This is a genomic window from Fictibacillus nanhaiensis (assembly GCF_023715445.1).
Classification (GTDB): domain Bacteria; phylum Bacillota; class Bacilli; order Bacillales; family Fictibacillaceae; genus Fictibacillus; species Fictibacillus nanhaiensis_D.
Map to the genome: position 1 here is coordinate 213244 of NZ_JAMBOD010000005.1, position 21297 is coordinate 234540.

The 21297-nt window shown below is 40.7% G+C and carries 19 protein-coding genes; 12 read left to right on the forward strand and 7 right to left on the reverse strand.

Annotated features, from left to right (window positions below; translation table 11 throughout):
- Positions 1–321: 321 nt before the first annotated feature.
- Positions 322–780 (reverse strand): hypothetical protein, encoded by a 459-nt coding sequence (locus M3196_RS14945; protein WP_251323111.1) that lies wholly within the window; start codon positions 778–780, stop codon positions 322–324.
- 189 nt (positions 781–969) lie between these two features.
- Here M3196_RS14945 and hutP point away from each other — a divergent pair, with 189 nt between their 5' ends.
- The 7 genes from hutP to M3196_RS14980 all read left to right on the forward strand — a co-directional run bounded on the left by hutP (position 970) and on the right by M3196_RS14980 (position 9935).
- On the forward strand, positions 970–1404 hold the full coding sequence (gene hutP / locus M3196_RS14950; protein WP_251323186.1) for a hut operon transcriptional regulator HutP: 435 nt from the start codon (positions 970–972) through the stop codon (positions 1402–1404).
- A 363-nt stretch (positions 1405–1767) separates the two neighbouring features.
- The gene (gene hutH / locus M3196_RS14955) at positions 1768–3294 is read left to right on the forward strand and encodes a histidine ammonia-lyase (protein WP_251323112.1); all 1527 of its coding nucleotides are present in this window, start codon (positions 1768–1770) and stop codon (positions 3292–3294) included.
- A gap of 15 nt (positions 3295–3309) precedes the next feature.
- Positions 3310–4971, forward strand: coding sequence for a urocanate hydratase (gene hutU, locus M3196_RS14960; RefSeq protein WP_251323113.1), 1662 nt, complete (start codon positions 3310–3312; stop codon positions 4969–4971).
- Positions 4972–5345: 374 nt separating this feature from the next.
- Positions 5346–6617 carry an imidazolonepropionase gene (hutI, locus tag M3196_RS14965; protein ID WP_251323114.1) on the forward strand — a complete coding sequence of 424 codons (1272 nt, stop codon included), beginning with the start codon at positions 5346–5348 and terminating at the stop codon, positions 6615–6617.
- Positions 6592–7566 (forward strand): formimidoylglutamase, encoded by a 975-nt coding sequence (gene hutG, locus M3196_RS14970; protein ID WP_251323115.1) that lies wholly within the window; start codon positions 6592–6594, stop codon positions 7564–7566. The genes hutI and hutG overlap by 26 nt, the downstream gene beginning before the upstream one ends.
- Positions 7559–7816 (forward strand): helix-turn-helix domain-containing protein, encoded by a 258-nt coding sequence (locus M3196_RS14975; protein ID WP_251323116.1) that lies wholly within the window; start codon positions 7559–7561, stop codon positions 7814–7816. Before hutG ends, M3196_RS14975 begins: the two co-directional genes overlap by 8 nt.
- A gap of 430 nt (positions 7817–8246) precedes the next feature.
- On the forward strand, positions 8247–9935 hold the full coding sequence (locus M3196_RS14980; RefSeq protein WP_251323117.1) for a S8 family serine peptidase: 1689 nt from the start codon (positions 8247–8249) through the stop codon (positions 9933–9935).
- Positions 9936–9997: 62 nt separating this feature from the next.
- Here the strand turns inward: M3196_RS14980 and M3196_RS14985 are convergent, their stop codons facing one another.
- The 3 genes from M3196_RS14985 to M3196_RS14995 form a co-directional block, all read right to left on the reverse strand.
- The gene (locus tag M3196_RS14985) at positions 9998–11038 is read right to left on the reverse strand and encodes an acyltransferase family protein (protein ID WP_251323118.1); all 1041 of its coding nucleotides are present in this window, start codon (positions 11036–11038) and stop codon (positions 9998–10000) included.
- 153 nt (positions 11039–11191) lie between these two features.
- Positions 11192–12226: a sporulation integral membrane protein YtvI gene (ytvI, locus tag M3196_RS14990; protein ID WP_251323119.1), complete on the reverse strand. Its 1035-nt coding sequence runs from the start codon at positions 12224–12226 to the stop codon at positions 11192–11194.
- A gap of 159 nt (positions 12227–12385) precedes the next feature.
- On the reverse strand, positions 12386–13198 hold the full coding sequence (locus tag M3196_RS14995) for a YihY/virulence factor BrkB family protein (RefSeq protein ID WP_251323120.1): 813 nt from the start codon (positions 13196–13198) through the stop codon (positions 12386–12388).
- A gap of 154 nt (positions 13199–13352) precedes the next feature.
- On the opposite strand from M3196_RS14995, the gene M3196_RS15000 reads away from it, so the two are divergent.
- From M3196_RS15000 to M3196_RS15010, 3 genes are all read left to right on the forward strand, one after another.
- On the forward strand, positions 13353–13580 hold the full coding sequence (locus M3196_RS15000; protein ID WP_251323121.1) for a hypothetical protein: 228 nt from the start codon (positions 13353–13355) through the stop codon (positions 13578–13580).
- 138 nt (positions 13581–13718) lie between these two features.
- Positions 13719–14429 carry a TerC family protein gene (locus tag M3196_RS15005; RefSeq protein WP_251323122.1) on the forward strand — a complete coding sequence of 237 codons (711 nt, stop codon included), beginning with the start codon at positions 13719–13721 and terminating at the stop codon, positions 14427–14429.
- Positions 14430–14617: 188 nt separating this feature from the next.
- Positions 14618–16624: a methyl-accepting chemotaxis protein gene (locus tag M3196_RS15010; protein WP_251323123.1), complete on the forward strand. Its 2007-nt coding sequence runs from the start codon at positions 14618–14620 to the stop codon at positions 16622–16624.
- Between the two features lie 171 nt (positions 16625–16795).
- Here M3196_RS15010 and M3196_RS15015 read toward each other — a convergent pair whose 3' ends face one another.
- Genes M3196_RS15015 through M3196_RS15025 form a run of 3 tightly spaced genes read right to left on the reverse strand, consistent with a single transcriptional unit; the run spans position 16796 to position 19483 of the window.
- Complete coding sequence (locus M3196_RS15015) at positions 16796–17776, reverse strand: ABC transporter permease (RefSeq protein ID WP_251323124.1); 981 nt, start codon at positions 17774–17776, stop codon at positions 16796–16798.
- Positions 17769–18677: an ABC transporter ATP-binding protein gene (locus M3196_RS15020; RefSeq protein WP_276531395.1), complete on the reverse strand. Its 909-nt coding sequence runs from the start codon at positions 18675–18677 to the stop codon at positions 17769–17771. The genes M3196_RS15015 and M3196_RS15020 overlap by 8 nt, the downstream gene beginning before the upstream one ends.
- A gap of 2 nt (positions 18678–18679) precedes the next feature.
- Positions 18680–19483 (reverse strand): SGNH/GDSL hydrolase family protein, encoded by an 804-nt coding sequence (locus tag M3196_RS15025; protein ID WP_251323126.1) that lies wholly within the window; start codon positions 19481–19483, stop codon positions 18680–18682.
- 145 nt (positions 19484–19628) lie between these two features.
- On the opposite strand from M3196_RS15025, the gene M3196_RS15030 reads away from it, so the two are divergent.
- Positions 19629–20840: a DUF418 domain-containing protein gene (locus tag M3196_RS15030; RefSeq protein WP_251323127.1), complete on the forward strand. Its 1212-nt coding sequence runs from the start codon at positions 19629–19631 to the stop codon at positions 20838–20840.
- Positions 20841–20966: 126 nt separating this feature from the next.
- Entirely contained in the window at positions 20967–21281 is a 315-nt protein-coding gene (locus M3196_RS15035; protein WP_251323128.1) for an ArsR/SmtB family transcription factor, read from the forward strand.
- Positions 21282–21297: the final 16 nt, after the last annotated feature.

The window sequence follows — 21297 nt, forward strand, 5'->3', positions numbered from 1 at the left end:
GCTAAAATTGGATAACGAGCAACCTGGTGGGAATGCTAAACAAGATACTGAGTGTAATGGAAGGGTGAGACTGGTATGCAAAAAATTAAAGAAATCTTTCTTGTATCTTTACGCTGATCTTCTTACTGGCAATCGTACTTACAGCGTGTATTTTTTTAAATACGCGATTCAAGATCAATATGATTAATAACTTCACGAACATAATAGGTTTTTACCTTGCAGTAAGTTATATCCCTCTCCTGTTTGCAGTAACATTTATAAGGAAACAGTTCAAAAAGAAAGGGACGAATAACGGTCAAACGTCATCGTCCTCATAAGTCTTTAAGCCTGTAATAATTGGGTGAGCCTGTCCCTATGTTTTTCACGCTGCTGAATGTCTGAGCTGTTATGCCAGTCTTGCAGCGTTTCATTGATCAGCTGTTTAACCATATGCTTTGTCCAGACTACATATGCACCATATATGTCACCTTTAAAAAAGGTTTTAAGCATATTGTTTTCCGGACCAAAAAAGAAGCCGAGCTGGTCATGTATTAAAGTTGAGTCGTCCAGAGGGAATGGCATAATTTTGTCTGAAAGTGTGTACTGATATGAGTTGTTTTCTTTTTTTATAAAAGAGATGCTGTATAGCTGTCCTTCTGGCAGAAAGCCCTTTGTTGTAGGTAAAAGCAATAAAGGGTTATGTTCTTTATCATAAGCAATAAAAAAGTCATTCACATCTTCTTCAAACTGTGGTGTTCTCGACATTGAAGCAAGCGTAATCTCCTTTTGTACATGTAACATTCAGCAACCCTCATTCCATTCTTTTCTTAGAAACAGTTTTACCGCTAGATTGCTAGATTATACATACTTTTTACTTCTTTATTGTACTGCTGTGATAAGTTGTTGAAAGGGAATTGACGGACAAAATGTAAACGCATACACTAGAGGTAGTTAATAGTTGTGAGCAGAAAGAAAGAGTGTGTTGAAGAAATGGCATTATCGAATGAAAAACTTATTGGAAAGATGGCCATTTTAGGTGTGCTTGAAGAGAGCTATCTTTCACAGATTGAAAAACAGGGCTGGAAGTATTGCATAGGCAAAGCCGGTTCTATGGATTCTCAGAAGGTAGTAGCTGCTATCGAAACCGCGGCCAAAAATGAAAAAGTGATTCAGACGGGTATTTATCGTGAAACACATTCACTTTATCATGCCATCATGGAAGCTTTTCATGGTGTGACACGAGGGCAGGTTCAGCTCGGAACGGTTCTCCGGACAGTTGGTCTCCGATTTATCGTTGTCCGCGGAAATCCTTATGAAAAAAAAGAAGAAGGCGACTGGATTGCGGTTGCATTATATGGAACGATCGGTGCTCCCGTAAAAGGACTTGAGCATGAAGCGATCGGTCTTGGAATCAATCATATATAAAAAGTGCCCATAGTTATTAGTGATAAGGGGGCGTATTCGGAAGGTTTTCTTTCGGTGCGCTCTTTTTGTTTGCACTTTCAAGCATAACTTTTTAACAAGATGTAAATTTGCGTAGTGAAAAAGTTTAGGTTGAAAGTATAAGTGCAACTAAGGCTGACAGAACTCGTGAGCCAAGTTTTCTTTTTTGATTGATAAGCTGCAAATCCTTGCGTCAGTTTGTTTTCTCGTTACTCATGTAGGTGAGAATGCTTCCTAGGGTTACTCGTCCCAACTCGCAGTCTCGTGCAAGTGTTGTTCGTTTCCGAATCAACAATTATTTTGAGGTTTTATAACAGAGAATCATATTAGAAAAGAGGGATAAAGATGGTTACTTTAACGGGAAATACGCTTTCAATGGAAGAGATTAAGCGGATTCTGCATGATAATGAACCGGTAGAAGCGTGTCCGATCAGTATGAAAAAAGTGGCTTACAGCCGAAAAGCAGTTGAAGAAATAGTAGCATCAGGAAAAGTTGTTTATGGAATTACAACAGGTTTCGGAAAATTTAGCGATGTATTCATTTCGAGAGATGATGTGGAGACCTTGCAGTTAAATTTAATTAGAAGCCATGCGTGCGGAATCGGTGATCCTTTTCCGGAGACCGTCAGCAAACTCATGCTTATTTTAAGAGCAAATGCACTATTAAAAGGGTTATCCGGTATTCGTCCGGTTGTTATTGAAAGATTGCTAGATCTTGTTGCACATGGGGTGTATCCAGTTGTTCCGCAGCAAGGTTCACTTGGAGCAAGCGGAGATCTAGCACCTCTGTCTCATTTAGCTCTCGTCTTAGTAGGAGAGGGTGAGGCGTATTACCAGGGAGAACGCATGCCTGGACAGGATGCGCTGAAGAGAGCAGGGATCGAGCCTGTTGTTCTGACAGCGAAAGAAGGACTTGCGCTCATTAACGGTACACAGGCGATGACGGCTCAAGGGATAGCCGCTTATTTAGAGGCTGAACGAATCGGCCTGATGGCTGACGCGATTGCTTCCTTAACGACTGAGAGTTTAAGAGGGATTACAGATGCATTTGATGAAGACGTCCATATTGCAAGAGGATACAAAGAGCAAGTTGATGTAGCGGAAAGGGTTCGAAACTACTTAGATGGAAGCCAGCTGACGACGAAGCAGGGAGAAATAAGAGTGCAGGATGCCTATTCTTTACGTTGTATTCCCCAAGTGCATGGTGCTTCGTGGCAGGTACTCGGCTATGTAAAAGAAAAGCTTGAGATCGAGATGAACGCAGCAACAGATAATCCGCTTATTTTTGATGAGGGAAACAAAATCATCTCAGGAGGCAATTTTCACGGGCAGCCGATCGCATTTGCGATGGACTTCTTGAAACTTGCCGCAGCAGAGTGGGCTAATATTTCAGAACGCCGCATCGAACGGATGGTTAACCCTCAATTAAATGATCTGCCTGGATTTTTAAGTCCGAACCCTGGTCTGGAGTCTGGTGCCATGATCATGCAGTATGCTGCAGCATCACTAGTCTCTGAGAATAAGACGCTGGCTCACCCGGCGAGTGTAGATTCTATCCCGTCATCAGCCAATCAGGAAGACCATGTGAGCATGGGTACGATCGCTTCAAGACATGCTGCGCAGATTATCGCCAATGCAAGACGTGTGCTTGCTGTGGAATTAATTTGTGCGATGCAGGCGGCAGATTTCAGAGGACCTGAAAAACTTGCACCAAAGACAAAGAAAGTTTATGAACATGGCAGAAAAGTATGTCCGACGATTCAATGTGACCGTATGTTCCACCGCGATATGGAGGCTGTTGCATCCTGGATTTTAGATGGTTCATGGAATGATATTTTAATTGGAACTAAAACGAAAAAATTAGCACATTAAAAGGAGGAATTTTATATGTCAAACGTAAAACATTCAATATCAGCTGCAAGAGGAACTGAACTTTCTGCAATGGGCTGGGTGCAGGAAGCTGCAATCCGCATGCTTATGAATAACTTGGACGCACAAGTCGCAGAAAACCCAGATGAGCTTGTCGTGTATGGCGGGATTGGAAAGGCTGCCCGTAACTGGGATTCCTATCATAAAATCGTTGAAACATTAGAAAGACTTGAGAATGATGAAACACTTCTCGTACAGTCCGGGAAACCTGTCGCTGTTTTTAAATCACATACGGATGCACCGCGCGTTTTGCTGGCAAACTCCAACCTTGTTCCTGCATGGGCAAATTGGGAAACATTCCGTGATCTCGAAAAAAGAGGTCTTATGATGTATGGACAGATGACGGCCGGAAGCTGGATCTATATTGGTACACAAGGAATTCTGCAAGGAACATATGAAACATTTGCTGAAGCAGCTCGCAAGCATTTTAACGGTTCTTTAAAAGGAACGATTACTCTTACAGCTGGCCTTGGCGGTATGGGTGGTGCTCAGCCATTGGCTGTAACGATGAACGACGGTGTAGTCATCGCAATTGATGTTGATGAAACAAGAATTCAGCGCCGTCTTGATACAAGGTACTTAGATAAAAAGACAGACAGCTTAGATGAAGCTTTAGCTATGGCGAAGGAGTATGCAGCAAAAGGTGAACCGTTATCCATAGGACTGCTTGGAAATGCAGCTGAACTTTTGCCGAAAATGATCGAGATGGGTGAGATTCCTGACCTTGTAACAGACCAGACTTCCGCACATGATCCGCTTCACGGTTATTTGCCGGCAGGATTTTCTATGGAAGAAGGGGCAGAGCTGCGTAAAAGAAACCCTGAGCAGTATATCGAAAAGTCTAAGCAGTCTATGGCAGTCCATGTAAAGGCGATGCTTGAGATGCAAAAAAAGGGTGCTGTTGTTTTTGATTATGGCAACAACATCCGTCAAGTGGCCTTTGATGAAGGTGTTAAGAATGCGTTTGATTTCCCTGGTTTCGTTCCTGCTTTTATCCGCCCGTTATTTTGTGAAGGAAAAGGACCATTCAGATGGGTTGCTTTATCAGGTGATCCTGAGGATATTCGAAAAACAGATGAAGTTATTTTACGAGAGTTCAGTAATAATGAACATCTTTGCAAATGGATCAAGATGGCACAGGAAAAAGTGCAGTTCCAAGGGCTTCCGTCCCGTATCTGCTGGTTAGGGTACGGAGAACGTGCGAAGTTTGGAAAAATCATTAATGAGATGGTCGCTAATGGGGAGTTATCTGCACCGATTGTTATCGGACGCGATCACCTGGATTGCGGGTCCGTTGCATCGCCAAACCGTGAGACTGAAGGAATGATGGATGGAAGTGATGCGGTAGCAGACTGGCCGATCCTGAACGCGATGATCAATGCAGTTAACGGTGCAAGCTGGGTATCTGTTCATCATGGAGGCGGTGTAGGTATGGGCTACTCTCTTCATGCCGGAATGGTTGTTGTGGCAGATGGAACTGAAGAAGCAGCGAAAAGATTGGAGCGTGTATTGACAAGTGACCCTGGAATGGGAATCGTCAGACATGCTGATGCAGGATATGATCTAGCTATTAAAACGGCTAAAGATAAAGGCGTAGATCTGCCGATGATCAATAACTAAGGCTGTATTTGACATTGTTGCTAGCAGAATTGGTTGATTTCCGCTCACACGTGCTCGCTTTCCGCGCGGCGTGCGGTGAGCCACTCGAGTTCTATCCTCGTTTTTTGTTACTTTGAGCGAAAAAGGAAGATTTTGAGCGAAACTAAAGGTAGTTTGAGCGAAACGAGAGAATCTTGAGCGTAACTCGCCGTTTTTGAGCGAAACCTCAATGAGTCTGAGCGAACGTGTAATAAATATAAGAACACGTACCGTAAAATTGCATAAATAAAGGACAGGAGATACCAATTAACTTGTCAAAGAAGGATACTCACGAAATCGATTCAAAGCAACAATCTTTTAGAAATGAGGATAATCACTAAAAAGGAGTGTGACGAATGCTAGATACATTAATATTTGCTTCACAGATTGTCGTACCAGAAAGCGAAGGCAGAGCACTTCGCGGTTCCCAAATGAATGAACTTAAAATTATTGATAACGGTGCTGTGGGAATAAAGGATGGCAAGATTGCTTTTATTGGAACACGTGAGGAAGCTTCCGATTTAAAAGCGAAGGAAACGGTAGATGCAACAGGCAAGCTTCTGTCCCCAGGGTTGGTCGATCCCCATACACATTTAGTGTTTGGGGGATCACGTGAGCATGAGCTTGCACTAAAACAGCAGGGCGTTCCTTACTTGGAAATCCTGGCCAAAGGCGGCGGAATTCTATCAACTGTCCGAGCGACGAGAGATACGAGTGAAGAAGCACTTTTTGATAAAGGGATGTTTCATTTAAACAGATGTTTAACATACGGTATTACGACTATGGAAGCGAAAAGCGGCTACGGACTTGATAAAGAAACAGAAATGAAGCAGCTTCGTGTAGCGAAAAAGCTGAATGAATCTCACCCGATTGATCTGGTTTCAACTTTCTTAGGAGCGCATGCCTTTCCGGAAAACTATAAGGGAAGACCGGACGCTTTTTTAGAAGAAATGCTTTCTATGCTGAAGGACATTTCAAAAGAAGGTCTCGCTGAATTTGTAGATATCTTTTGTGAAACAGGTGTCTTTACGGTAGAGCAGTCCAGAACTTTTTTACAAAAAGCAAAAACCGCTGGATTCGGCGTAAAAATTCATGCAGATGAAATCGATCCGCTTGGCGGAACAGAAATGGCTTGTGAAATTGGGGCTGTTTCTGCGGATCATCTAGTAGGAGCAAGCAAGGAAGGCGTCCGTATGCTTGGGGAGTCTGATACGATTGCAGTTCTGCTGCCAGGAACAACATTTTATCTCGGGAAAGATCAATTTGCTCCGGCGAGAGAGATGATTTCAAGCGGTGCTTCAGTTGCACTTTCAACCGACTTTAATCCAGGAAGCTCACCAACTGAAAACTTACAATTCATTATGAATTTAGCTGCTCTTAAGCTGAAGATGACACCAGAAGAAATCTGGAATGCTGTAACGGTTAACGCGGCTTACGCGATTGGCCGCGGTGATGTGGGGGGGAGCTTGATGGAAGGCAGAAATGCAGACCTCGTGCTGTGGGATGTGCCGAACTACAAATATGTTCCTTATCATTATGGTGTAAACCACGTAAATAAAGTTTGGAAAAACGGTGTACTGGTGGCTGGAAAGGCGGATTCACATGCAAACTATACCCTTTCTTCGTAAATCAGGTGAGGCGCCATTTACAGATCGCGGGATTAAGAAGGCAGGACAGCTGTTAAAAACTTGGTCAGGTGAGGAAGTGAAAGGGGTAGCGATCGCAGGCGCTCCTCTTTCAAAGACATCCATCTCACATTCTGGGGCGTCTTTAGCACCGCAGACTATCCGCACAATGATGCATTCCTTTTCAACCTATAGCATTGAAGAGGAAGCGGACATGTGGGATAACATGATTACCGATTTTGGTGATATTGAAATGCATGTAACGGATCTGATTCAATCCCAAAACCGTATTTATTCAGCGTTAAAAGAAATTCAAAAGCAACATAGCGAAGCATTAGTCATAACATTAGGTGGTGACCACTCTGTTTCTGCAGGAGCGATAAAAGCTTTTCAGGAGAACAGAGGACGGGTTGGCATTATCCAGTTTGATGCACATTTTGACCTGAGAAACACAGAAGACGGAGGACCTTCTAATGGAACGCCTTTCCGCCAGCTTATTGAAAATGGTGTGATCAGCGGCGACCAGCTTGTACAGCTTGGTATTCGGGATTTTTCAAATGGCAAACTCTATCATGACTATGCAAAGGATCATGGTGTTACCGTTTATACGATGGGAGACATCAAACGTGAAGGCCTTCTAACTTTGCTGAAAAAATCAGTTGAACAGTTAAAACAGACAACAGACAACATATATATTTCTTTGGATATGGATGTCCTCGATCAGGCATATGCACCAGGCTGTCCAGCGATTGGACCTGGCGGGCTAGACAGTGATTCGTTGATAGAAGGTATTCAATGGCTTGGCGGAAATCCGTTTGTAAAAGGAATGGATATCGTCGAGATCGATCCGACGCTTGATTTTCGAAATATGACAAGCCGGTTGGCTGCGTACCTTATCATGCAATTTAAACTATTTTATTCAAAAAGAGAAGGAGGTTATCGCAATGAGTGAATTTGGAAGATTTATAGAGAACTCCAGGAAGCAAAAGGGGCTAAGTAAATCTGAACTTGCCAGAAGATTAAGCATTACGCCGCAGTATATGGCAGATATCGAAAAAGGAAGAATGATTCCCTCAGAAGAGAAGATCGAGAAACTCGTAAAGGCTTTAGAACTTAACGAAAAAGACGCATTTAAACTCGCAGATAAACTGCCTCTGCGCGTGCTTGCTGAAGCAAAAGAAGAATATTATAGACATGGATGAACGTTGATAAAGGAAGCCTGCCCTGTGGAGCAGGCTTTCTTATTTGGTTATGCTGCATCCTTGAACAATAATAATTACTATATTTTAACTTTTTATTTGATGAGTATGATTTTTTATGTGATTATCATCTATTTTTATATGATTAGCAATCTAGTTTCAAATTAGTGAAATGGAACCAAAAATAGCTTACTTTATTTTAATCTGGCATCGCATAGTACCTTTACAGTAGATTTTACACCTTTTTATTTGAAACCAACCTACTAAAAATGAGTTTACACATCAAAATCGCTCAAAAACTAGTTCTATAGCCCACGAAGGAAAATAAAACATATACCTCATCCTCATCTATCCGTTTTCTGTTTAATATGGAAGTAATCACCAAGAAATGACACAATTTTCAGAATTCATATTAAACAGGAGGTTATTTAAGGTGAATAAGAAAAAAATGGCAGCTACAACACTGTTAGCAACATCGATTATGCTTACCCCATTCTCAGTAATGGCGGAAAGTCCAAAAGAGGTAACGGACCAAAAGATTACAGAGGCACTCGTAAACTTAAATAATAATAAACTTTTCGATAACTTGGAAAGTAAGCTTCAGGAGCTTACAGACGAAGAGAAGGTTCCGGTTATCATTCAATTTAATGAGGAATTTGCTGCGGGTAAAGCTTTTGAAAAACTTGCATCAAAACTTGGGGTATTCAAAAAATCATTCGAATACAAGGTTATTAATGGAATGGCCGCAACGATGACAAAAAAGCAGATCATGCTGCTGGAGCATCTTCCGTTTGTAAAACAAGTAGAATATGATGCTCCGATTCAAATGAATCTTGAAACAGCGAACAGCTGGTTCGGAACGGCAAAAGCCCGGGCTGATTACGGTGTAACGGGTGACAGAGACGGTAATGAGCGTTCTTATTCAAAGACAGATAGTGTAGTAGCAGTTATTGATACAGGTATTGATGCTGCACACGTTGATTTGGATGGCGGAAAAGTGATCGGGTGGAAGGACCTTGTAAACAATCGTAAAACCCCTTATGATGACCAGGGACATGGAACGCACTGTGCGAGCATTGTTGCAGGTGAAGGAGATTCAAATCCTGTACATAAAGGCGTTGCACCAGGAGCTGCATTAGTTGGTGTTAAAGTACTGGACAGCCAAGGGTCTGGCAGCATGAGTACGGTTACGGCGGGAATCGACTGGGCTGTTCAAAACAAAGATACGTATGGTATTGAGGTCCTTTCATTAAGTCTCGGGACATCAGGAAGTTCAGATGGAACAGATGCTACATCTGTTGCGGTAAATAACGCATCAGCTGCTGGACTTGCTGTTGCAGTTGCAGCAGGAAACTCTGGTCCTTCGGCTTCAACGATCGGATCACCGGGTGCAGCAGATAAAGCAATCACAGTTGGCGCAGGTGCTGATCTAAACGAAGGAGGTTTCAACATCACGTATTTCTCTTCTCGCGGTCCAACAGCTGACGGCAGAGTAAAGCCAGATATTTTTGCGCCAGGCTATAATATTACAGCAGCAAAAGCTAACTCAGGGAATCAATATGTAACATATAGCGGTACGAGTATGGCAACACCATTTACAGCCGGAACAATTGCACTTATGCATGATGCAAATCCATCAATGACTGAGCCGCAAATCAAGAATGCCCTTTACTCAACAGCGATCGATTTTGGAAAAGCGGGTAAAGACAATGAATACGGGTATGGACGCTTAGATGGTCATGCAGCAGTAAAAACGGCTGGGGGATTCACTGGTTCAGGGCCTTCAGTGCCGGATCATTTCTATAAGCGAGGTACTTTAAGTTCTGGAGGATCTCAAACTTTCTCATTAAATGTAACATCTACAGCATATCCGATTTCTATGACCGTGGTTACGGAAAACTACAGCCCAGGCTGGTTCATTTTCCCGGCCTCACATAACTACTCTGTTTCACTAATCGACCCAAGCGGAAAAACGGTTGTAAGTTCGTCGCAAAATGAAAGACAAGATCACGCGTTTTTCAAGCCGACACAAACGGGTGTGTATCAAGTTAAGGTTTCCTCGAGTAGAGGAAGTGGAGCATACGACTTAGATGTAAGTGCTGGTGCAGCAAGTTTAAACTAGATTTTTAAAGAAAAGAAACACCGCATGGGACAGGAATGTCCAGCGGTGTTTTTCTGTGATTATTAACTTTTGCTTTCCTGCGGCCGTGATGGTTTTGGCTTTATCATTCGTTTCAGTCTTGACCAGCGGAGTTCAATGAACGGCTGTGCTAAAGCGATAACGGGTTTACTTGCTAAAAAGAGTGTGACAATTACAGCAAGAAACAGGAGCATAAAGTAGGCGCCGTTCTCTTCGATTGATGCAAATAGATCGGTTGTAAACAAATACTTCAATACAAAGCCGTGAAGCAGATAAATGTACAATGTGCGTTCACCAAACTCTGTAAAAAACATTTTTCGCCTCGGAAGAAGTGCTAAAAAGCTGAATGTTGCGGCAAACATAATGCCATACATAGCGAGACGAATCGGTCCGCCATACCAGTCGTTATATCCGAGTATTTCAGAGTATGACGATGAAGCGAGCAGCCATTCCTTCGTCCCATTTGGAAAAATAAAATGATAGGTGATAAACAGCACGATTAAAAATGCCGCAGCCGCTACTTTAGCGGACGGTTTTAAGATTTTTTTGAAGTCTCTTCTTTCGAGCAAATGACCTAGCAAGAACACCGGGAAAAAGACAAAGGTTCGAAGCAGACTCAGAAATGTTCCGATATCGTGAATATAGCCGACAGCTACACCGATTCCTATAGCCAGAACAAGTGGGTACTTTATTTTAACAAATAACTTCAAAAGAATGTTCCAGAATACTAGACTCAGTAAAAACCATAATGTCCAGTGCGGAGAAAAGAAGTCAAGTTTCACTTCGCTTTTTCCGTAAAGATCATAATAAAAAAAACTGTAAACCAACTGAAATACCAGGTAAGGGATTAAAACTTTTTTAAAGATCTTGGACAGATAGCCGTCCCGCCAAACACCTTTTGTAAAAAATCCGGCAATAAGTATGAAAGCAGGCATGTGAAACGTGTAAATGAAATTGTAGATCGTATAAAGCCATTCGTTTTGACTTTTTATCGGTGAAATGAAATGCCCGAACACGACCAGAAAGATTAAAATAAATTTCGCGTTGTCAAAATAATAATCGCGTTCTTTTGCTGCTGTGCTCATCAAGATTCCTCCAATAAAAATTCACCATATAAACTATTCGTATGAATTTCGCATTTTTCTACCTCCTCTTTATAATTCCCAACCTTACATGGTTTTCTAACCTAAAAAATGAAAAAACGCATTTCCTATGAACAGAAAACACGTTTTTACCGTTTAAAAGTCTATTTTTATTTTAATAAAGCCTGCACTTCTAAGCGCTTCGTATATGATAACAACCGCTGGACCTACGATTAACCCTATGAATCCAAGAAGCTGAAATCCAATGTAAAGGGATACGAGAGCAGCTAATGCCGATATGCCAAGACTTGATCCAAGGATCTTTGGTTCTATAATTCTTCTTACAATCGTAATAACACCGAACATGATCATCAAACCAAAAGCAAGGTGGTCATTATTGTTGATAAACAGCGAATAGGCAGCCCACGGAACAAGAAATGAGCCAGTTCCTAATATTGGCAGGATATCAACAATGACAATTAAAAGAGCGATGATTACGGCATATTCAACATCCAGAATCATAAGGCCCACTAGAGCTAAAACATATGTAATAAAGCTTAAAATGATCTGGGCTCTAAAAAATCCTACTGTTGCTCTTGAGAGTTGACTGAATACAAGTTCAACCTTTTCACGGGCAGAAGTTGTAAACAGATTAAGAAATTCTGCGTAAAGGCGAGGCAGATCCAATGAAAATAAAAATACAGCGACAACATAAATAATAAAATAGATCAGCATACCTGGAATAGCGGTTATTAATCCTAAAATTCCTGATGTTAATCCTTTTGCGGTTTCAACCCCATATTCCTTTAAGCCTACTAAACCTTCTTCAAGAGTCTGAACGACTTCTGGGGGGAGAGTTGCATAGAAGTTTTCCATTTCATAAAACGTATTTTCAGCCACTTCAAACAAATGGACTGAGTACGATGGAAGAACTGTAATAAACTCGATCACTTGAATAACAAGTGTCGTAGTCAGCCAGTATGATAGGATTCCAAAACCAGCTAAAAATAGCACGAATGAAATAGTGACGGCAAGCAATCGTCTGCCTCTAAATAGTCTTATGAACAATTTCACTACAGGTTCAAGCATTATCGCGGTAATTAATGCGAGAAGGAGAGGTATACTGTAGAAGACAAATATGACGATTCCTGCAAGCAATAAAAGTAACAAAACAACGTTCTTTACAGTCATCTTCCGGCTCCAATCTCCGTAAAATTATCCGGTATTTTCAAGTGAGGGCTAATACCCATTATGACCGGAAAAAGAGATGAAAATTCTTTATATATACACAATGATGTTACGATAAAGTGAAAAAGTCAATTCCAGAAAGGAAAGTTTTCAAAAATCTTTTTATTTTCTTACGGTTCTTCTTAAAGTCAGGATGGCATTAAGGTGTCCGCCTGCAATTAAAATCATGGCGGAAAGGTAAAACCAAATCATTAGTGTTAACAATGCCCCCATGTTTCCGTATATTTGTCCATAATCAAAAATGGATACATATGATGAAAAAAGATATGAAAAAATATGCCAGCCTCCCGTGGAAAAGACGGCACCTGGCCAGACATTTCGAAACGAGAGCTTCACGTTTGGAGCGAACATATATAGAGCTGAAAAGATAAAGAGAAGTATTGAGAAACCAATTATATACCGTGCCGTTTCCCATATGTGCCAAACGGGATGTGAATAGCCTGTCTGTTCAAATATGTAAATTCCAACCGTCCGACCAAAAACTGGCAGCAATAAAGCTGTTATTACCGCAACAACTAACCCGAATGTTAAAAACATACCCAATGCTAATTCTTTTAAAAAGGGACGGCTTTCTTCCACCTGATAGGCTTGGTTGAATACACGGATAATCGCATGCGTGCCTATTGTTGCAAGCCAAATCATAATAATTAATGATATTGAAAAAACATCACCGCGGTACTCGTCTAAAACGGCGATTAAATTATACTCTAGTAAGGTATATGCTTCTTCTGGCGCAATAGACTGAAAAAGAGAGATCACATACGCAGAAGAAATCGGCAAAAAGCCTAAAACTGTAAAAATCAGAAAGATAAAAGGAAACAAAGAAACCAGAAAATAATAAGCAAGCTGGGCTGAGAGATCAAACACTTTGTCTTCAAAAAAACGGCGGAACCACTGTTTCAATATCCAGCGCATAAAGTAAGCCTCCGTGATTGCGGCGTATCATCCTATCCTGCATTATTCCCGTAATAAAAAAAAAGAACGCTTTTTTTGAAACAAAAGGTTCTTTTATCCGTAGTATGGTTAAGTTGTTAACTGATAATATATTTTAGATGGAACATCCTAGCCATTGCAGCAGGATGAGGACCTTCTTGTTTGGCTGGAGCAAAATTTAGAGCTGCAGCAAGTAATAAAAGGAGAGGTTGAAGGTGTAGACGGCGTTGAAACAATTGGGCAGCAGCAAGGATTTACTTTTCGGCAAAGTATAGGGACGCCACAAAAAAGAATACATGATTTACATTTAATAGAACATCCGCAAGAGCACATGAAAAAACACCCCCTTTCATTATATATATGAAAAAGTGGATAAGCCTGTCAGGGCAAAAAAACATTCTGACAGCCTTTTTATGGTGTTTTTTAAAAGTTATTTCATTATGTTTTTACAAAATCATAGGGTATACTATTCTACAGATGTTCAACAGGGAGGATTTTTTGAATGGATTTATTCGCACCAGATTTTTGGTCAGCCTTACTAGCGATCGTTATCATAGATTTAGTGTTGGCTGGAGATAATGCAATTGTTATCGGTTTAGCAGCAAGAAACTTACCAAAAGAAAACCAGAAAAAGGTAATCATGTGGGGTACAGTCGGTGCTATCATAATTCGTGCAGCAGCAACTCTGGCCGTTGTATGGTTATTAAAGATTCCTGGTTTGCTATTAGCCGGTGGACTTATTCTTTTATACATTGCGTACAAACTAATGATTGAAGAAAAAGATCATGATATTGAAGCGCAAAACGGTATGTGGGCAGCAATTAGAACGATCATTATCGCAGATGCTGTAATGGGTCTAGACAACGTACTGGCAGTTGCAGGAGCTGCACATGGAGACTTTTTACTCGTAGTTATCGGTTTATTGATATCAGTTCCAATCGTTGTTTGGGGAAGTACACTTTTCTTAAAATTGATGGAAAAGTATCCTTTTATCATCACGATCGGTGCAGGGGTCCTCGCATGGACAGCTTCAAAGATGATCGTTGGCGAGAAGTTTATGAAACCATACTTTGATAATGATTTTATTAAATATGGATTTGAAATCTTAATGATTGTTGTTGTTCTTGGATTGGGTACTCTTAAAAAGAGGAAGTTGGCGGAAGAAAAAGCTGCCAATGAAAAGGCGCCAGAGCCTTCTAATAACGAAGCATAATAGAAAAAAAACCGCCTTTGGGCGTTTTTTTTTTTTTTTGAATGAATGTTTCTTATAGGCAAAAAGCATTAGATTTCTAGTGCCTTTTATATAAAAGTAATCCTTTCGTCCCGGTTTAGACCTATTGTGTAAACATTCTGTAATTATTTGTCGATATTTAGCAGAGATGCAGAATAGGGGGCCACCAAATGTTTAAAAAAATACAAACGAAGATCATGCTGTCTGTAAGTCTTCTTGTAGCTGTAGCGCTAATATCAGCGTCACTATTTTCTTATTTTCAAACGAAACAGCAGATCACTGAGAATGTTCAAGAACAAGCAACAGGCTTAGCAAATGACGTGAAATCTTCAACTGAGCTTTATTTACAATCATTCGGAAACACAATCGATCGTTATAGCCGCGACAGCAGGCTTATTGACTATTTGAAAACGGTAAAAACGGATGAAGCTAAAGGACTTAACGAATCCTGGCCGATCGTTGATCAGGACTTTAAACATTTCTTAGAACTGAACAAAAACGTAGCTGTTCTTTATGTTGGAGCGGAAACGAAACAATTTAAAACTTCACCGGTATTAGAGCTACCTGAAGGTTTTGATCCCACTGGGCGTCCATGGTATCAAACTGCTGTTCAGTCACCTGATAAAATTATGTGGACAGAACCATATGAAGATGCCAGTTCCGGAGAATATGTAGTAACAGTAGCAAAACCTGTTTTAGATCCTGCAACAAAGGATGTATTGGGAGTAGTTGGTCTGGACTTAAGCCTTGCGGGACTTTCCAGCATGATCAACCAGACCAAAGTAAGCTACAGTGGATATCCCGTTCTTCTTGACCCAAAAGGAATGGCACTCGTACATCCGACTCAGCAAGGGAAAGACTTAAGTAAAGAATCTTTTACCAAGGCTATGTACAAAAATGAAAAAGGAAATATTTCATACCAATACCAAAATAAAGACCGTGAACTTTATTATACGACGATTGCAGACACAGGATGGAAGCTCGGGTTTGTTTATGAGACGAATGAACTTTTAAAGGATGCTCAAGAGCTTTTTAATATAATTTTAGTATTTGCTTCAATTGCTGTATTGATTGCATTAGCAGTAACTTACTTCCTTGCTAAAAGCATTTCGAATCCGATCCGCAACCTGCAAAAACAAGTTCAGCTTGTTGCAGAAGGTGATCTTACAGTATCAGTAGAAGCAAAAACCAAGGATGAAGTAGGTACGCTGACCCACCATTTTAATGCGATGGTTGAAAACATGAGAGGGCTGATTACTTCAGTAAGCCAGTCGGTTGTCACAGTCAATGAATCCACTTCCAATTTAAGTGCAGTCTCAGAAGAAACGATTGCAGCCAGTGAAGAAGTCTCAAGAGCTGTAGCAGAAATCGCGTCAGGTGCTACAACGCAGGCAGAGGATGCTGATGAAACTAACCGCAGAACTTTGGATCTGTCTTCACAAATTGAAAAGGTAAACGAACAGGCTGAGATGATGGCACGTCTATCCATACTTGCTGAGACAGCAAATAAAAACGGTCTTTCACAAATGCAGGTTCTTCGTGCGAAAACAGGTGAAAGCAATGAGGTGCTTCACAATATTGAGGAAGTGATCTCTGGATTAGCTGGGAAGGTAGAAGAAATTGAGCAAGTGATTCAGTCTATTACTGAAATTTCTGAGCAGACGAATCTTCTAGCTTTAAACGCTAGTATTGAAGCAGCAAGAGCTGGTGAAAGCGGAAGAGGTTTTGCGGTTGTTGCTGATGAGGTCCGTAAACTAGCTGAACAATCATCAATCGCGGCTGACAAAGTAAGAAAAACAATTACAGGCATTGGTGCAGAGTCTGTTCGTGCGGTTAAGGAGATGGAACAAACAAAGCAAATCGCCAAAGATCAAAATAATACCGTCACAGATACTGAACGTGCTTTTGATGAAATTGCAGGAACGATGGATCAGATGGTAAAATCCATTCAGCAGATTACGAGTGAAGTAGACATTATCAACAACTATAAAGAAGAAGTAGTTGCCTCCATTCAAAGTATTGCAGCAGTTGCAGAACAATCAGCCGCAGCAAGTGAAGAAGTTAGTGCTTCGTCTGAAGAACAAGTTCGTGCGCTGGCAACAGTTTCGCAGTCAGCAGAAGAACTGAATGACGCTTCTCAGGCATTATCTGAAATGATTAAACACTTTAAAATATAGGTAGAGAGAGACTTCGGCCAATTGGACAAATTATTCAGGAAAATGGACAGATTAATCCTTCAAGTGGACAGATTAATTAAAAAAGTCGACAGATTATCTTTCAAAGCGGACAAATTAATCGTAAAAAAAGGAAACCGGTCATCAAACTGGTTTCCTTTTTCGTTTTTATTTTTAATAGATATCCCTTTTTGAAAAGGTAACAAATGCGATGATGAACCCGGCAATGCCCCATACTGCAAGGACACTCATAGAGAAGCCTAATGACATTCCTTCAATTGGTGTAGCCATACCGCTAATATAGTTTGTGAGGTTTAGATTCACCATGAAAAAGTACTTCGCGCTTTCCCATGAGGAGACCATATTGATCAAGATTGCTCCTGCGATAAGTGAAGCGAGCATAATACCCATTACAGCCGCGGTGCTTCTTAATAAGACCGACAGCATGAAGGTTAATGTACCAACGATTAAACATACGTACCAAACGAGGCCAAACTCCATCAAGATATATTGCCACTGAGGCACAATGTGTACATTATCAGTCAGCAGTTCATCACCTGAAACAGCAAATCCTGTTAAGAGCGGCATATTCCAGCCTCCGTAACCGAAGACCAATCCAGATATCGCGTAAGACAGCACAGCGACTGATAAAACAATAAAAGATACCGACAGCAGCATAGCCAAATACTTGCTTAATAGAATACGCCACCTTTTTACCGGCCTTGTTAATAATAGTTTGATGGTTCCGCCACTGGCTTCAGAGGAAACAAGATCAGCAACGATTACCATAACTAAAAGAGGCAGTAAAAGATCGATCGAGTTCTCCACAAACACCCGCATAAAAGTTGGTGCTCCAGGAGCTCGAGGATCAATATCATTCTCTAAATAATATTGCTGCTGAGATAATCTGATCTTTAAATATTTCCGCCATTCATCTTGAATACGGCTCGAACTCAACCTGTTTTGGGTATCTGTGATCTCTTGCTGGAGCACAGTGCGCCAGTCTTGTGTACCCATTTTTTTTCGCTGATCTTGTATCTCTTTAAACTGTGCGTATGTAAAAAGCGGTACGAGAAAAGCGATGATAAGTATGATTACAAACAACCTTTTCTTTCGAAGCAGCTTTAGCATTTCGTTGCGGACAAGATTAATCAATACTTTCGCCTCCTGTCACTTCTAAAAACAAATCTTCAAGAGAAGGAAGCTGAGTTCTCATTTCTTTTACTTTAACGCCTGCCTGTACGAGTTTCTGGTTCCACTCTGGAAGCAGCGGTTCGTTATAAAGCGTGATCAGTGTACCATCTAAACCTTCCTGAACTTCTGTTTCTTCTTGTAAAAGCTCTTTAGCGAGAGATAAAGGTTCAGCTTTCCAGATAACTCTTTCTTGTTCAGCTAAAAGATTTTGTACTGAATCAGTACGGATAACAGCACCTTTTGAGATGATGGCTACTCGGTCGCACATGAGCTGTATCTCACTCAGTAAATGGGAAGAGACGAGAACACTTAGGTTTTCTTCTCTTGCAAGCTGGCGGATAAACTCGCGCATCTCGCGAATACCGGCAGGATCAAGACCATTTGTCGGCTCGTCCAAAATGAGGACTTTTGGTTTTCCTAAAAGAGCCTGTGCAATTCCTAGCCGCTGTCTCATACCAAGTGAATATGTACTCACACGATCATGGATCCGGTTCGTTAATCCAACGAGCGTTACGACTTCCTGCAATCTGTTTGTTGGAATGGAAGGATCCATTTTTGCAAAGTGTTCGAGATTCTCCCATCCAGTTAGATACGGATAAAGTTCAGGGTTCTCAACGATACACCCCAAGTGTTTCATTGCTTCTGTAAATTCTGTTCGGACGTTTTTGCCGCCAATTTTAATCGTTCCTGAAGTCGGGGAAATTAACCCGACAATCATCCGGATCGTTGTCGTTTTACCAGCACCGTTCGGACCGAGAAAACCAAATACTTCACCTGGATAAAGAGTAAAGGAAACACCTTTTATAATGAGTTTTCGTTTAATCTTCTTTGTCAGGTTTTCAACTTCTAGTGCAGGTTTCATGCTCACGATTCTTTTTCCTCCTGTTCAAAATTGATCAGCGAGGCAACCCGTTCTGCCATTAATTTATACCCTTCTTTGTTAGGGTGAAATTGATCAGTGTATAAATAGTTTTCAACTTGCAGCTGAAAAAGGTCAAACGTTGGAACATAGACGATGTTCTCAAACTCTGCTGCCGTATTTGCTGTCTGGAAATTCCAGTCTCTCACAATGGAAGAGGTGGTCTTCGCATCTGGAAGATTGCTGAAAGGGTTATAGAGTCCCACATGATAGATAACAGCTTCTTTATTTAAATCCCGGAGCTGGCTATAGATTTTTTTAACGTTGCTTAAATAAATCTGTTTTTTACTGTTGATGGCGTTCATATCTAAAGACTCTAAAGTCGTACCCTGCTGAAACAAATCATTTCCTCCAATTGTCATTACAATGACATCAGCTTGCTTTGCCTGACGCTGAATTTCGCTTTGCTGCAGCTGTTTAAAAAGACCACGAGAGGTCTCTCCTTTTACAGCTGTATTGATGAGGTTGACTTCCTGTTCTGATTTTTCTTTTAATCGTTCTAATAAATATCCGGTGTAGCCCTTTCCGTCAGCATCACCTGTTCCTCGTGTCAGCGAATCTCCCATGGCGAATATCGTAAGCGTGCCATCTTGCTTTTTAGATATAGCTGATTCTGTTTTCTCTTTAGGCTGCTCAAATTTTTTATTTGAAGAAAATTGATCTTGAAATGTCCAGCCAAGACCGAAAAGCCATAAAAGGGTTGCTGCAATTGAAACAGCCGAAACAATCGTTAAGGTGTATTTTCTCAAAACAGGTTTCATCCTTCCCAAATCACTTTATCTGTTCTTTATAGAATAGCAAAAATTAATTCGTATTCTAACTTTTTTGCCTATTTGAGGTAAAATAAACCAAAGGGAGTGGGAGCATGGAAAAAAATTTTGAGTTGATTAATTTATGAAGTGGAAACCAACAGGAGAAAAGCAAAGAATTGAATCTCTGGATATCCTGCGGGGAATTGCAATTTTCGGTATCTTACTCGTGAATATGAAGTCTTTTTCAGGTCCTGATTCACCTATTCGAGCATTAAGCTATGAATATTTTGATCAGTCTTACAATGTATGGACAAATGTTTTGCTTGAGTTTTTGGTTCAGGGAAATTTTATTACGATGTTTTCTTTTCTATTTGGTTTTGGCATTATTTTGATGGCTGAAAGAGCTGAAGAAAATGATCGGAGGTTTGCGCCGTTTTTTTTAAGAAGGCAGTTTGTGCTGTTGTTGTTTGGAATTTTGCATGTTCAATTCTTTTGGTATGGCGACATTTTAATCACATATGCGGCTGTAGGAGTAATCATGCTTTTGTTTTATAGATTACCAAAGAATGCACTCTTGATAACAGGGCTTGTAATGATTACAGCATACAGTCTGTTTATGACCACATTAACCTACGATTACTGGACAAGCGGAGCTGGTTTAAGCTATCAAGAAACTCTTAATGGACAGCATGAAGCGGAGATTAAACAATCCATACAAATCTATAGTGAGGGTACATTTTCAGAAATCATGCAGGAACGGATTCGAGAATGGACAGATCTAAACCAATACTTCTTATTCTTTATATTCGGGATACTGCCTATGTTCCTGTTCGGTGCTTATGCAGCCAATAAGCGGCCATTTGCGAATCGAGCATTATGGAAACTATGGGTACTGACTCTCGTATTGGGACCAGGAAGCAAGATTATACCGGTTATTTTCTTTCCTTTGAAAGGAGAAGATTGGCGGTATGATACATTTATGTCATGGGGTTATGAATTTGGCGGGGCAATGATGAGTATTTTTTATATGTGCACGATTGTGCTTCTTTATAGAAACGGAAAATTTAAACGTCTGTTTAAGATGTTCCGAATTACAGGGAGAATGGCTTTTACGAATTACATAACTCAATCAATCGTCTGCACCTTCATTTTTTACAGCTATGGATTCGGCCATTACGGGAAATACGGTCCTTTTGCAGGCGTTATTCTTGCGGTTTTTATCTTCGGTTTACAGGTGCTTTTCTCAAAGTGGTGGCTAAAACATTTCTACATGGGGCCGCTGGAATGGATATGGCGGACATTAACATATGGAAAAAAACAAAAGTTGAGAAGAACGGAAGAAAGCACGGCTTAAAGAAGATGGGTCCCCCATCTTCTTTTTATATTTTTGCACAATTTCTAAATTTCCGTTACACTATGAGTGACATATATGAGCATATATTCATATATTGAAGTATAGGGATAATGGGGGTGTCTGTTCATGAATGAAAACAAAGAAAAATATGAACAACTTGATGAGGAAACACTATTTATTGTATCGCAAACATTTAAAGCACTCTCAGACCCGACACGGATTCGCATACTTCATTTATTAGGAGAAAAAGAATGCAGTGTCTCCGAAATTGCGGAAGAACTATCCCTTATGCAGTCAACCGTATCACATCAACTGCGTTTTCTAAAAAACCTTAGACTTGTAAAATTCAGACGTGCAGGAACAACCCTGTACTATTCGATAGATGATGAGCATGTGATGACTCTCTTGCATCAATCGATCCACCATGCTAGACACGACTAGAGAGAGGAGGAACAAC

Bases quoted from the DNA above. Each gene is read 5' to 3' on its own strand.
- M3196_RS14945 (WP_251323111.1), bottom strand. From the start codon at position 780: ATGTTACATGTACAAAAGGAGATTACGCTTGCTTCAATGTCGAGAACA.
- hutP (WP_251323186.1), top strand. From the start codon at position 970: ATGGCATTATCGAATGAAAAACTTATTGGAAAGATGGCCATTTTAGGT.
- hutH (WP_251323112.1), top strand. From the start codon at position 1,768: ATGGTTACTTTAACGGGAAATACGCTTTCAATGGAAGAGATTAAGCGG.
- hutU (WP_251323113.1), top strand. From the start codon at position 3,310: ATGTCAAACGTAAAACATTCAATATCAGCTGCAAGAGGAACTGAACTT.
- hutI (WP_251323114.1), top strand. From the start codon at position 5,346: ATGCTAGATACATTAATATTTGCTTCACAGATTGTCGTACCAGAAAGC.
- hutG (WP_251323115.1), top strand. From the start codon at position 6,592: ATGCAAACTATACCCTTTCTTCGTAAATCAGGTGAGGCGCCATTTACA.
- M3196_RS14975 (WP_251323116.1), top strand. From the start codon at position 7,559: ATGAGTGAATTTGGAAGATTTATAGAGAACTCCAGGAAGCAAAAGGGG.
- M3196_RS14985 (WP_251323118.1), bottom strand. From the start codon at position 11,038: ATGAGCACAGCAGCAAAAGAACGCGATTATTATTTTGACAACGCGAAA.
- ytvI (WP_251323119.1), bottom strand. From the start codon at position 12,226: ATGACTGTAAAGAACGTTGTTTTGTTACTTTTATTGCTTGCAGGAATC.
- M3196_RS14995 (WP_251323120.1), bottom strand. From the start codon at position 13,198: ATGCGCTGGATATTGAAACAGTGGTTCCGCCGTTTTTTTGAAGACAAA.
- M3196_RS15005 (WP_251323122.1), top strand. From the start codon at position 13,719: ATGGATTTATTCGCACCAGATTTTTGGTCAGCCTTACTAGCGATCGTT.
- M3196_RS15010 (WP_251323123.1), top strand. From the start codon at position 14,618: ATGTTTAAAAAAATACAAACGAAGATCATGCTGTCTGTAAGTCTTCTT.
- M3196_RS15020 (WP_276531395.1), bottom strand. From the start codon at position 18,677: ATGAAACCTGCACTAGAAGTTGAAAACCTGACAAAGAAGATTAAACGA.
- M3196_RS15030 (WP_251323127.1), top strand. From the start codon at position 19,629: ATGAAGTGGAAACCAACAGGAGAAAAGCAAAGAATTGAATCTCTGGAT.
- M3196_RS15035 (WP_251323128.1), top strand. From the start codon at position 20,967: ATGAATGAAAACAAAGAAAAATATGAACAACTTGATGAGGAAACACTA.